Raw genomic sequence first — 13,904 nt, 5'->3', positions numbered from 1 at the left:
CGATGCTGACAATAAAAGAAAAAATAGCATACGGACTAGGGGATACAGCCAGTAACCTTATTTTTCAGACAGTGATGATGTTTTTGCTGCTGTTTTATACCGATGTAATGGGGTTGGAACCTGCACTGGTGGGAACTTTGTTTCTTGTGGTGCGTATTTTTGATGCGGTGACAGACCCTTTAATGGGAGCGATTGCTGACAGAACACATACCAAGTTTGGTCAGTATCGACCTTATCTTTTGTGGCTTTGCGTGCCATTTGCCTTGATAAGTGTATTGGCCTTTACCACGCCACAGTGGCCCTACGGCATGAAAGCCACCTATGCATTTGTGACCTATGCACTACTGATGCTGGTTTATACAGCGATTAACATTCCATACTCTGCGCTTGGCGGGGTAATGACTAAAGACCCGCTACAACGAGTGTCTTTGCAGTCGTACCGTTTTGTCTTTGGCATGCTGGGCGGTTTGATAATTGCCGCGGGGACCATGCCGCTGGTGGAGCTATTGGGTAAGGGTGATGTACAAAAGGGTTATCAACTTACCATGGCACTCATGGGTGTACTCGGTATGGTATTGTTCCTATTCTGTTTTTTTGGCACAAAAGAGCGAGTAAAGCCAAATGCAAGCTTAGCTGCACCCGCCATCAGCAGTGATTTCAAACTACTTTTTAAAAATTCTCAATGGCGTATTTTGTCTCTGGTTGGAGTTTTTCTACTCACCGGTCAAGTGTTAAAGGCGTCTTTAGCCGTCTATTACGTAAAATACTATCTGCAAATGCCTGAGATGGTAACGCCATTTGTCACTTTGGGGATGGTAGCGAGCATATTGGGCTGTGCGTGTTCTAGCTGGCTTGCAAGCAGAATCTGTAAAGTCAAAGCCTATATCAGTTTACAAGTTACAGCCGCGCTACTTTGCGCATTGGCATTTTTTGTGGGCCAGCAGCAATGGCAATGGGCGTTTGCACTGTTTGCGCTGTGGAGCTTTTTTTTACAAATGGCCACACCATTGCTGTGGGCCATGATGGCAGACACCATAGATTATGGTCACTTAACTACCAAGCGCCGCGTTACCGGTATGGTTTATTCTTCCGTGGTATTTTTTATAAAACTGGGAATTGCCCTTGGCGGCGCCATAGCTGGGTGGTTGCTTAGCTATTTTGGTTATCAGGCAGATGTGGCACAATCTGAACAAACTCAGTATGGTATTTCACTTAGCTTCAGCGTTTTGCCAGCATTTGGTTCCATTATGGTAGCTTATCTAATGCGTAATTATTTGCTTGATGGTCCCTATATGATCTCAGTTCAAACGCAGTTGAGTGAACTTAAGCGCCAATAAGGTTAACCAGTTTAAAGGAAGGGTATGGCCACTATTTATCAAGTGTCAGAGCTTGCGGGAGTATCGCTTGCGACCGTATCACGGGTGATGAACAACAATACAAGAGTCAGTGAAAAAACCAAGCAGAAGGTGCTAAAGGCGATGGAAGAGCTTGGCTATCAGCCCAATTCTATAGCTCAGTCTCTGGCATCAAATCGTTCAAATAGTGTCGGTGTCTTAGTGTCAGAATTACACGGTCCATTTTTTGGAGACATGATGAGTGCGATTGAAGATACCTTAAGGCTCGAAGGGAAACATACCATCATTACATCAGGTCATTCCGATGAAGAACGCGAATGTGCCAGTATTGAATTTTTGCTAGGTCGCAAATGCGATGCACTCATACTTCATGCCGAGGCGGTAAGTGATGAGTATCTGTTGAGCCTTGAATCGAGAGGCATAGAGTTTGTATTGATCAATCGATATATTGAGCAAATACAAAATCGCTGTATTCGGTTGGACAATAAGCAAGGCGGGTACCTTGCAACGCAACATTTAATCAATCTGGGGCATCGACATCTTGCCTATATCAGCGGTCCGAAATGGAAGCAAGATGCGCAAGAACGTTTGCAAGGGCATAAACAAGCCTTGGCAGATGCCGGTATAAGTTTTGATGAGGAACTGTGTTTTGAAGGGGACTATAGGCAAAGTTCCGGTTCAAAAGGGTTTGACTGGTTAAGAGCACATGCACCTGAGTTTAGTGGTGTGATATGTGCCAACGATGAAATGGCCTCAGGCGTGATGACTCGAGCAAGGCAATTGAACATAGATGTACCGACTGAACTGTCAGTAGTGGGATTTGATAACATTATTTACGCAAGCTACCTTTATCCAACACTCACCACCATAGATTACCCTATATATGAAATGGGTCGAATGGCGGCAAAGTACATTCTTAAACAGGTCTATGAGAAAAAGAATCTCGATATTAAATCGATATTTGTACCAAAACTTGAAGTAAGAGACTCTAGCGTAGAGGCTGTTTGAAACGCTATCTCATTAATTTAAAACAATATTAAAATCAGGATTTAGAGTACAGAACATTTCATTTGACTATAAATGAGATATACTCTAATTTAAATGTAAGCGCTTTCATATTTGCAATTTATAATGTAAGCGCTTACATTGTGTGCTACTCAAAAAACTACTCTATGTTTTTGAGGAGCAATAAACAATCGTGTGGTCCGGGGATCAATATGACAACAAAACAATTTAACAAATCCATGCTGGCAACGAGTTTATCGCTTATTTTAGCGGGTAACTTGGTACCGTACGCAGTGGCACAAGAACAACAAGAAAATATAGAAGTAATTGAAATTACGGGTATTAAAGGCAGCTTGATCAAGTCAATGGATGTCAAGCGCAGCTCAACTGGGGTGGTTGATGCAATTACCGCAGAAGACATCGGTAAATTTCCTGACTCGAATTTAGCAGAATCGCTACAGCGTATTACTGGTGTGTCTATTGACCGCAGCAACAACGAAGGTAGCAAAGTTACCGTACGTGGCATGGGACCTGAATTTAATCTCGTTACGCTCAATGGTCGCCAATTACCGACAGTTGGGGGGCGATCGTTTGATTTTGCCAATATCGCAACCGAAGGTGTCAGCGCAGTAGAAATTTATAAAACCACGAAAGCCGACTTACCAAGTGGTGGTATCGGTGCAACCGTCAACATGCTTACGGCAAAACCATTAACATCACCGGGTCTGAAAGCCTCGTTGGGTGTTAAAGGTGTACTGGAGACTTCAAACGAAGCTGGCGATGATATCACACCCGAAGTTTCAGGTATCTACAGCAATACCTTTAATGATGACAAGTTTGGTGTTTTGTTGTCTGGTTCTTATCAAGACAGAAATAACCGAGAAGAAAAGGCGGCGATCGACAACTGGATCCCCAATGTCGACATTAGCGCTTCGCCAAATCTTTCGTTGATAGATAAAAATACCCGCGAAGATGGTGCAACTTGGTATCCACAAAACTCAGGCTACTCAATTAACGACAACGAACGTACACGTGTTAACGGTCAGTTGGTGTTGCAATACGCCATCAATGATGATGTAACTGCAACGGTTGATTACACCTACTCTAAACTTGAGTTTGAATCTAACCGCAACGCTTTTGGGGTTTGGTTTAACAATGGCGGTAATGTCCAAAGTGCCACAATCAACGAAAATGGTACCTATACAGACGTCGCTGAGATTGGTGGTGACTACGCTACCAACTTGAGTCGAGCGCAATATGAGAACGAGAACAAATCACTTGGTTTTAACTTGCAATGGCAAGCATCGGATTCTTTGAGCTTTGAGTTAGATGCCCATGATTCCTCAGCGCTTAACGAAGGGGCTGGACTGGGTAATGATGCATTTTTGATCATTGGTAACACGTCATGTGGCTTCTGTGAAGACTCTGGTGAAGCGTTTGGTCCGAACACTGCCAACATTAACGTTAAAACTAATATGGTTGATGCCAACGGTATTCCGCTTTGGGGCTTTGATCTGATTGATGGGCAAGGTAACCCTCAAGATGAACTGACTGGCGCTGATATGGGATCACTGTTTGGTGCCGTCACTCAGGATATGAGCGAAAACGACATGACTCAATTCCAACTTAAAGGGGAATGGGTTAACAACGATACCGGATTTGTTAGTAAAGTATCGTTTGGTGCGTCACGTACACAAATGGAATTTAGACAAACTAAAGCGTACTCGCAAAATCTACCAGCAGGTTGGTGGACTTGGTCGGCAGTACACTTCCCAGATGACATGTTTACTCGTGTTGGAATTGATAGCGTACTAGATGGGTTTTCAAATGCGTCAGATAAGCCTGTTGACTATTATATGACGGCAGATTTCGATCAGGTATTACATTTATTTGAGACCATTGAAGATACCATTGCGCCTGGCATATACAACGAAGGTTGGCCAGAAGAGGTAAATGGTAAATTTCAAGCGGGTCCAATCGATAACGACAGTCGCGTAAAAGAAACCACAACCGCACTTTATACGCAGGTAAACATGGCATTCGAAGTAGCGGATAGACCACTAAACGTGGTTGTTGGTGTACGTTATGAAGAGACAGACGTTGAATCGGCAGGACTCGAACGTCCAGCTGTGGCTATGGAATGGGTTAATGGTAATGAGTGGGAATATGTATACGCCAGCGAGCAAAGTTTCTCATCTGGTAGTGGTGAAACAGAAGAATTTTTACCAAGCATAGATATCGACTACGAGATAATGGACGATGTTATTGCCAGAGCGTCTTATTCACGCTCACTGACACGTCCACCCATTGACGCCTTAGGTTCAACCAAGAACTTCCTTGGCAACCCAAAGGTTGGTCAGCGTAAGGTATCAGTGGGCAACCCGCAGTTACAGCCATATGTTGCTGATAACTATGATGTGTCGTTTGAGTATTACTATGATGAAGGCAGTTATGCTTCGGTTGGTTATTTCAACAAAAAGGTAGACAACTTCCTCGTAAATGTTACCACCGACGAAACAATCGACGGCCTACGTGATGTGTTTATTGGGCCTCGCGCCGATGAAGCACGTGAACAACTTATTGCAGAGGGCATTCAACCGTCAGATCAGGCCATTCATGACCGTATTAATGAAAATATGGGCGTTGAAGCGGGTACTCGAATTGGTGCCAATGAAAACGATCCGCTTGCTACGTTTGCGGTGTCTCGCGATGTTAACCTGCGTGCATCACGTTTATATGGCTGGGAGCTTGCTGTTCAGCACATGTTTGGGGAAAGTGGCTTTGGTATTCAGGCAAATGCCACGTTAGTTAACGGTGACGTAAGCGTAAATCGCGATATCACAACACCTCAGTTTGCACTAGTAGGTATGAGTGATTCTGCAAACTTATCAGCAATTTATGATAAAGATGGTTTATCTGTACGTGTTTCTTACAATTGGCGTGATGAATTCTTGTCTGGGTTTGATCAGCACTCATCGCCGGTATTCACGGAAGCTTATTCACAGATTGACCTTAACGTAAACTACCAGGTTAATGAGCAGCTCACTATCTTCTTTGAAGGCTTGAACATCACAGAAGAAACACAAAGAGTGTATGTTCGTTACCCTGAGCAGTTCCTAAATGGTGCGCAATATGGTGCACGTTACAACTTAGGTGCACGTTATACTTTCTAAGACTAGTATAAAGATAAAGCCGCTTTTCAGCGGCTTTATCTTAGCTGCTTGGTAAGAGAAGCCTATGAGTCATAATAATAAGCAAACAAAACGCATTTTAATCGTTGGTGGTGGCAGTGCCGGTTGGTTAACCGCGGGCCTTTTGGCATCTCAGTGTCGAGGCTGGCAAGTAACGCTTGTTGAGTCGAAAAATATCGCCACCATAGGGGTTGGTGAGGGGACTTGGCCAACAATGCGTACCACATTACAAAAAATTGGCATCGATGAAGATGTATTTATGCACCAGTGCGAAGCATCATTCAAGCAGGGCTCTGAGTTTATCAACTGGACGCGCAGCGAGGGTCATAGTTATTACCATCCATTTTCTTTGCCTGTAGGTTATAGCGAACAAATCGATATCGTGACCCCGTGGCTTGGGATAAAAGATAGGGTTGATTTTGCTCATGCAACCTGTGCGCAAAGTTATTGGTGTGACAGAGCGCTTGCGCCTAAAACAGCCAGCGATCCGCAGTATCAAGGACGAGCCAACTACGGTTATCACCTAAATGCGGATAAATTTGCACAGTTATTAAAACAACACTGTACAACCAAGCTTGGTGTAACACTGATTTTGGATGATGTGACGAAAGTCAATGGTGAAGTCGATGCTCATATTAACTCTGTCAGCACGCAAGAGCATGGCGAGTTACTCGCTGATTTATTTATAGATTGTACTGGTAGCCGAGCTTTATTGTTGGGCGAACACTATAAAGTTCAGTGGCAATCTAAAAAACACATTTTGAAAAACGACCGCGCAGTTGCCTTACAAGTGTCACACAACACCCCATCTTGCGATGTCGCCTCTTGTACTAAGTCAACTGCGCAATCATATGGCTGGATATGGGACATCGCACTGCAAAGCCGTCGAGGTATCGGGTATACCTTTGCCAGTGAATACTGTGACTTTGCACAAGCCTCAACACAACTACGTGACTATATTCGCTCACAAGGGTTATCGGTCGCTCAAGGCGCTCAAGTCAAAGAAATACAGTTCAATCCCGGTCATCGCGAAAAGTTTTGGCATAAAAACTGTGTAGCAATCGGTATGTCTGCTGGATTTATCGAGCCGCTAGAGGCATCGGCACTGGTAATGATAGAGCTAAGCGCGCAGTATTTATGTGACAATTTACCCCAAAACGAGCACATGATGGATGTGGTGGCAACACGTTTTAACGCTAAGTTCAATTATCACTGGTCGCGTATTATCGACTTTTTAAAGCTACATTATGTACTCAGTGAGCGTGATGATACGGCCTATTGGCAAAGTATGAAGCGCGATGACATTCCAGAGAGTTTAGAGAGTCTATTGACGCTGTGGCGCTATCGGCCACCCAAGCAAGGAGACTTGGACCATACTGATGAAGTGTTCTCCCCTGCGAGTTACCAGTATGTACTTTATGGTATGGGTTTTACTACGCAGGCAGACAGTTTTGGTATCTCTGAGCAGATAAACAGTTTGTTTAAGCACGTTACTCAAATCGCTCAGCAAGGCATAGACACACAGCCAAGTAACCGAGTATTGCTCGACAATATCGCAAAGTACGGCATAGCGAAGATTTAATTAAGGAACCTTTATGTCCCAAGAACAGTTGCTGGACAACATAACCCATAAAGATATTAAAGTGATCACAAACCGCGGCGAGCAACTTGGTGATAATGTCAGTATTGCCAGAGTGTTTCCTTGCGAATACGCACAACTACAAAGCGAGTACACCATTTTTTTCAAAAAGGATGCTACAACAGGTCAGTTTCAATCGGTCGTTTTACTAGGCTTTAACGACAACGAAAACGTATACCTACAGGGGGATAGCTGGGACGCTGATTACATACCGCTGAGTATTCAACGTCAGCCATTTCTGATTGGCTTTGTTGAGAAACAACAAAATGGCATGCCAGTGCGCGAACCTGCGGTTCATATCGACATGAACCATCCTAGAGTAAATACAACGCTCGGAGAGACATTGTTTACGCAAAGCGGCGGCATGACAGGTTACCTTGAAAAAATAAATCGTATTTTGCTAACAATCCACCAAGGTCACGATGAGAATCAAGCCTTTTTAAATGATTTAGTTGCCTACAACCTATTAGAAAGTGCGTTAATAAACCTCGGTGCACATCAGTTAAAAGGCCTTTACACGATTAATGAAGATGCGCTCAAGCGCTTGAATGACGATGCTGTGCTTAGCCTAAACCGAAAAGGTTATTTGCAACACATCTACATGGTGCTAGCGTCATTAGGTCAGCTCAGAGCATTGATTAAAAAAGGCACGCGTTAGGGAGCTTTGCAACTTGGCCACACAAATCGAACAATATAACCACCTAACAAGCGAAGAAATGGTTAAGCGTGTGCACATTGAATCACACGCTGATAACCCACAACCTATGGTGTTTAAGAATGTTGTATCGCACTGGCCGGTAGTTGACGCTGCTTGTCGCTCTGATAGCGATTTTTGTGAATACCTTAGGCGCTTTGATGTTAACGCAAGTGTATATGCGTATACTTGCGATGCAAAATACGAGGGGCGGTTTTTCTATGATAAGTCTCACACGCAAAAAAACTTTAGCCAGATCAAAACTCAACTGAGCGATATCCTTGCACAACTTGAAGAGCCGCAAGCAAGTGCCCAGTCTAGTATTTACATGGGTTCTACCACGCTTGGATATTGCTTGCCAAACTTCCAGCAAGAGAATTCGCTTCCTATGCTCGATGCTTCTCCGTTGGTAAGCTTGTGGCTAGGAAACCGCAGTGAAGTGGCAGCCCATTATGATATTCCACAAAATATCGCTTGTGTGGTAGCAGGCACGAGGCGCTTCACCTTATTTGAACCAAATCTTATCGATGCGTTATACCCAGGACCGATTGATTTTACCCCTGCGGGTCAAATTGTCAGCATGGTTGATTTTAATGCCCCTGATAAAGTGCAGTTTCCAAAGTTTGAAAAGGCATTGGAGCACAGTTTTTTCGCAGAGCTGGAGCCTGGAGATGCGATTTATATACCTAGCATGTGGTGGCACCATGTTAGAAGTACATCCTCCATTAATGCATTAATCAACTATTGGTGGCGAGAAACGCCAAGCTATCTGGGTCTGCCGACAGATGCATTAATCCATGCAATTTTATCGATTGGACATTTGCCAGATGCGCAAAAGCAAGCGTGGAAATCAATTTTTGACCACTATGTATTCACAGATAACAGTCACTCACATATTAAACCAGAAGCCTTGGGCGCTCTGGGAGAGGTTGATGAAGCCTTGGCGAGGAAAATACGTTGGCAGCTTTTGCAGCAGCTCAACGGTAATTAGCGGCTCAAAATGTGTCGGTATTCGCTCGGTGTTTTACCCGTCCAGCGTTTAAATGCACGTCTAAAATTGGTGGTATCGTTAAATGATAGTGCAGCGGCGGCTTGCTCGTTTGAGTAACCCCGTTCGGTGATGTTAAACAGTGATTGCTGTTTTTGTAACTCATCTTTTAGCTCTTTGAAACTGGTTTGATGCTGCTTAAGTTTACGCTTAAACGTAGCACAGCTGTAACCCATTTTGTGTGCAACTTGGTCACTTGTTGCTTTTGGAAACTGATCGATTAGGCTCGTTACAAACTGAAGAAATCCGACGCGATGCTTGCTATGGTCGTTTTGACACAAATAATACCTGGCGAGTGTCGGCATGGCATCAGCGAGCGGCTGATTTAAAAGCTTATTACTGATTGCTATCACAAAGCTCTGATGAGAAAAGCTATAGCTGCCGCAAAGGTTGCTGTGAAATTGTTCGATATAGCGTGGCTCTGGAAAAGGGAACTGAATACAGTAGTCAAAAGCATCTAGTCGTTGTGTTGCTAACATGCCTAATCGTTGTTTTAGCACCCGTTCAATCAAACTTGCAAACAGTTCATAAAAGAATGTTGTTACCTGTGCACTTGGTTTATACACTGCAAAATTTAAGATAAAGTGAGTGTGTGTATGAGTACGAAGGCTTTTCGTATACAGATAAGGAAAAAGCTCGAATTGACGCAACTGACTAATTCTATACATATGATGTAAACTTTTTGCATGTAATAGAGCTTGGAACCCATTCCCTGATGCGGTGTGCGACAATCGCTCTCCAAGCAAAAAACTCACGCCATCTTTGGCTAACAACTTACTCGCATTACTGAACACGACGTCTAGCTGTGCGCAACTTATCAATTGTGAGTGTGTTTTAAAATCCTCGAAAAACAGTTTACTGCCTTTTAATAATAGATCGGCACTCACACCTCTTTGCATCGCCATCTCAACCAGAGGCAAAATCAATGTATGCGCTTTGAAAACGCGCTCATGAGCTTCAAAATATCGATTCACGCCATCAGCGCCTTTTGCACATTCAATTCGTCATTGAGGCGTTTGAGTAGTGTCGCATTCGATTCACCATTGTAAGCTTCAACACATCGCCAGTGCACTTGGCTAAACGTCGAATAATTATTTTCAGACGTATATTGTTTATGTTGGGCCACCATTTTGGCAACCTGCTTTATAATCTCTTGAGCAGCATTTAGATTGGTATTTGGCATTAACACGATAAAGCGATCCCCTGCATAGCGGCAAGCCAAGTCAGTATCACGTAAATTGAGTAAAATGATTTGTCCAATATCCGCTAGCAAGCAGTTTCCGCGAGCAGTACCATGACGACCATTGAATTGAGAGAAGTCTTTGATATCAATGAGTGCAACACTTAACGCGCGCTGATGGAGCTTTAAACTGAGCAGTTCATTATCAATGTGTTGTTTCATATACTCTGCACGATACAAACCACTGATAAAATCAGTTAATCCATGTTCACGGTAAAAGCGCTCCTTTTTTGAAAGCATATTGTTGAGTATTTGCTGTTCCTTGTACCAGTGATACATAGCAAAACTCATCAGAATCATTCCCATAAATGCAGGAAATGCCTCCAAGTGGCTTACCCAACCGTTATCTCCGTTGAAGCGGAAAAATTCATCTAAGAAGTCCAATAGCATAGAAATGAGCATGGCGGTCAGACCAAAAAACAGTAAATTGGTCACTTTACCTTTTGGTCGTGCAAGTAAAGTGGTGAGCAACCAAGTTAGCGTGACCATCGCAATGCCACCTTCAGCAAAACAGTCTAACCAGTCGATTTGTGAACCGGCTTTTACGGTGCCAAAGGTGATAACACATGAAAATGTCACCAGTAGCGCGATGACTAAAAAGGCGACTAGATAAGTATGGAGTCTGAGAAAATTCGTTTGCATATAGTTCAACAATAGTTTGGGCTACACAAAGCCACAGTATTACTAAAACGCCTTCTCGGCGACAGGGTTAGAATAGCTCACCAGAGTGTGCATATTTATGACAACATGCGGATAATCATTAGGTTTTATGAATAAAACATCAGGTCGAAGCCGTAATACGGGGGTCAATATGGCTCAAAATGACCAAAATTGTGATTAAAAAAGTCTCATATCTGTGTGTGTTAGGTGAGCTGAAATAATACTTTCATGTAGGTTCTCTAAGGTGCCAGCCGTTAGGTACAGGCAGCGTGCCTGTATTCATTACCTGTGCAATTAGAGAGTTACAATGAAACCGTCAAACTTTTCAAAATCCAAAGTCGCTTTGGCAATGGCAAGCGCATTATTTATATCGAATGTGTGCGCCAATACCATCCAAGGTAGAGTCACAAGCGAAGCACATGATGTGTATTTTCAAGGGGCGAAAATAACCATCAAAGAATTAAAACGCAGCACTGTAAGTAATCGCGATGGAGTCTTTAAGCTAACTAACCTTCCTCAAGGTGATTATACCTTGGTGGTTGACTATTTGGGCGCGCAAACATTTGCACAAACCGTGCGTGTTTCACAAGGAAATATTACTACCTTGGAGGTGGCGCTGAGTTCACAGCTGCAAGTGTTAGAGGATGTTATCGTTGTTGGCCACAGAGCGGGACAGGCAGGCGCACTCAACAGGCAAAAAAATGCCCTAGGCATTACTTCAATCGCAAGTAGCGATGCAATTGGGCAATTACCCGACCAAAACGCCGCACAAGCACTACAGCGACTGCCAGGTTTGTACATCCAACGAGACCAAGGGGAAGGGCGCTTTGTCGGTATCAGAGGCATCGACCCGAACCTGAATAATGTCACGATTAACGGTGCAAATGTACCTTCTCCTGAGGCTGGAGTACGTAGTGTGGCGATGGATGTGATCCCAAGTGAGCTTATTCAAAGTTTGGAAGTCAGTAAGACGGTAACACCTGATATGGACGCCTCAGCGATTGGAGGCAGTATAGAAGTAAAAAGTTTAAGTGCGTTTGATAGAGCGGGACAAAGCTACAGTGCGAATATACAAACTACCTATAATAGCCAAGTTGAAAAGTACAGCCCAAAACTCTCAGGAAGTTTTAGCGACACCTTTAAAATCGACAGCGCTTTAGAGCTTGGTCTGGCAACGGCATTTTCTTGGTCTGAGCGAAAGTTTGGTTCTTATAACATGGAAACTGATGCTGGCTGGCAGCAAGTAAAAGAAGGCGTTTATTCAGCAGAAGAAATCGAGCAAAGGCATTATAAAATTACCAGAGAACGTACCGGAGCTGCCCTGAATCTAGATTTACGAGACAAAAATGCAAACTCTTATTATCTTCGAAGTTTGTTTAGTGAGTTTTCGGACGATGAATATCGGCAAAGGAATGAATATAAGTTTGATAAAGGCGAACTAGTTTCAGGTTCACTAACGCATTCATCTGCGCTATTCGGTCAAGCCGAAATGGATAGAGATACCAAAGACAGATACGAAACCCAGAAGATCACGTCTTTTGTTTTAGGTACCGAGCAACAGTTAGATGAATGGTTTGTTGAAGCGAGCTTCGGCCACTCAAAATCTAGCGAAGATGAACCGAATAGGCTGGACGTAAGCTTTGCTGGGGAAGATATGTTTTTGGGTTACGCAAGTTTAGGCCAAACCCCAATCCTGACTCGAAGCATCTCCTCGCATCAGCTGGAAGGTTTTGAACTTGATGAAGTGGTAACAGAAAACAACTTTAGTGAAGATAAGGCCACAAGTTTTAAATTCGATGTGAGTAAGGATTTGGTTGTGGCCAATTACAACACTCAGATTAAGTTTGGTGCAAAGTATTCTAAGCGTGAGAAATATAATCAGTTAGCGGCGCTTATCTATGACGGTGGTTTTGACGATATATCAGCTTCTGTTTTTGAGCAGCACCCGTCTCAATATTCATTAGGAGACTTTGGGCCAGGTTTGAGTCGTGACGCTCTAAGAGATTATGTAGCCAACAACAAACAGCACTTTGACATTAACGTACTAGAAACCGACGTAAACAGCCTAACGGGAACTTATCAATCGAACGAAGCAATAAGCGCGGCATATTTCATGTTTACAATAGATATTGACCGTTGGCAGATCTTGAGCGGACTACGCTACGAATCAACAGATTTTGACACCACAGGCAATAAGGTGGAACTTGTTGAAGATAAGATAAGTGACACTGAGCGTGTTGATATCAACGTTTGGTCTGTGCAAAAACAGTATGATCACTTAATGCCTAACCTTACAGTACGATACGAGCTGCAAGACCAACTCGTGACTCGGTTTGCCTATACTAATACGCTTGCCAGACCAAAATTTTCCGATTCAGCTGCATACCAGTTGATTGAAACAGAACGCAGTGAATCTGATGGTAATGTGCAGTTCGAACGTAAAGCGGAAGTTGGCAACCCATATTTAGACCCTTATGAATCAGATAATATCGACTTGTCGGTTGAATACTACCCCAGTGGGATAGGGGTAATATCTGCGGGTGTATTCTATAAAGACATCAGCAATTTTAATACTTCTGAGCAAGTTCAAAACAACGGAAATTGGCCAGGGTATGAGGAAGTCGTACAAGTTGTTAATGGCGGCTCAGCCCAGATGACAGGCGTTGAGTTGGCGTACATCGGAAACTATAGCAATGGCATTGTGCTCAGTGCCAACGGGACGTTTATTGATGCGGATGGAAAGTTGCCAAGCCAGTCTGATACGGTTGCCAATATGATGGTTGGCTATGACGCTAACACTTATAGTGCAAGACTCAGTGCTAGCTACAAAAGTAAGAGTTTTGTGTTTAATGAGGGAGATGAGCGAGTCTACCAAGACGCCCACCTACAGCTAGATTTCAGCGCAAAATATAAGCTCTCAGAACAAACACAAGTCTATTTTAATGCTACAAACCTAACTGATGAACCTTATTACCTGTATCACGGTTCACGTGACTACAACTATCAATATGAAACATATGGCCGATCATTTGAACTAGGCGTGAGTTTTAATTCTTTATAACAAACTTATAG

General features: G+C 43.4%; 9 protein-coding genes. 7 read left to right on the top strand and 2 right to left on the bottom strand.

The features are described 5' to 3' along the window. Window positions 1-2 precede the first annotated feature (2 nt). The 6 genes from L1070_RS00570 to L1070_RS00545 all read left to right on the top strand — a co-directional run bounded on the left by L1070_RS00570 (window position 3) and on the right by L1070_RS00545 (window position 8,875). Window positions 3-1,337, top strand: coding sequence for a glycoside-pentoside-hexuronide (GPH):cation symporter (locus tag L1070_RS00570; RefSeq protein WP_237124063.1), 1,335 nt, complete (start codon window positions 3-5; stop codon window positions 1,335-1,337). 24 nt (window positions 1,338-1,361) lie between these two features. Next, window positions 1,362-2,363, top strand: a complete 1,002-nt coding sequence (locus tag L1070_RS00565; protein ID WP_237124062.1) for a LacI family DNA-binding transcriptional regulator — start codon at window positions 1,362-1,364, stop codon at window positions 2,361-2,363. A gap of 209 nt (window positions 2,364-2,572) precedes the next feature. Beyond that, window positions 2,573-5,533 carry a TonB-dependent receptor gene (locus tag L1070_RS00560; RefSeq protein WP_237124061.1) on the top strand — a complete coding sequence of 987 codons (2,961 nt, stop codon included), beginning with the start codon at window positions 2,573-2,575 and terminating at the stop codon, window positions 5,531-5,533. A gap of 64 nt (window positions 5,534-5,597) precedes the next feature. Beyond that, window positions 5,598-7,133 carry a tryptophan halogenase family protein gene (locus tag L1070_RS00555; RefSeq protein ID WP_237124060.1) on the top strand — a complete coding sequence of 512 codons (1,536 nt, stop codon included), beginning with the start codon at window positions 5,598-5,600 and terminating at the stop codon, window positions 7,131-7,133. Between the two features lie 13 nt (window positions 7,134-7,146). Beyond that, window positions 7,147-7,848 carry a SapC family protein gene (locus tag L1070_RS00550; RefSeq protein ID WP_237124059.1) on the top strand — a complete coding sequence of 234 codons (702 nt, stop codon included), beginning with the start codon at window positions 7,147-7,149 and terminating at the stop codon, window positions 7,846-7,848. Window positions 7,849-7,861: 13 nt separating this feature from the next. After that, a complete protein-coding gene (locus tag L1070_RS00545; RefSeq protein ID WP_237124058.1) occupies window positions 7,862-8,875 on the top strand; it encodes a cupin-like domain-containing protein in 1,014 nt (337 codons plus the stop codon). On the opposite strand, the gene L1070_RS20385 is transcribed toward L1070_RS00545, so the two are convergent. Both L1070_RS20385 and L1070_RS00535 read right to left on the bottom strand, forming a co-directional pair. Then, entirely contained in the window at window positions 8,872-9,906 is a 1,035-nt protein-coding gene (locus L1070_RS20385; protein WP_237124057.1) for a helix-turn-helix domain-containing protein, read from the bottom strand. The genes L1070_RS00545 and L1070_RS20385 overlap by 4 nt on opposite strands. Then, window positions 9,903-10,814, bottom strand: coding sequence for a diguanylate cyclase (locus L1070_RS00535; protein ID WP_237124056.1), 912 nt, complete (start codon window positions 10,812-10,814; stop codon window positions 9,903-9,905). The genes L1070_RS20385 and L1070_RS00535 overlap by 4 nt, the downstream gene beginning before the upstream one ends. 325 nt (window positions 10,815-11,139) lie before the next feature. Here L1070_RS00535 and L1070_RS00530 point away from each other — a divergent pair, with 325 nt between their 5' ends. Next, on the top strand, window positions 11,140-13,893 hold the full coding sequence (locus L1070_RS00530; protein WP_237124055.1) for a TonB-dependent receptor: 2,754 nt from the start codon (window positions 11,140-11,142) through the stop codon (window positions 13,891-13,893). Window positions 13,894-13,904: the final 11 nt, after the last annotated feature.

It is taken from the genome of Pseudoalteromonas sp. MMG022, from assembly GCF_021654245.1.
Taxonomy (GTDB): domain Bacteria; phylum Pseudomonadota; class Gammaproteobacteria; order Enterobacterales; family Alteromonadaceae; genus Pseudoalteromonas; species Pseudoalteromonas amylolytica.
This window is presented reverse-complemented; position numbering and strand designations above follow the sequence as displayed.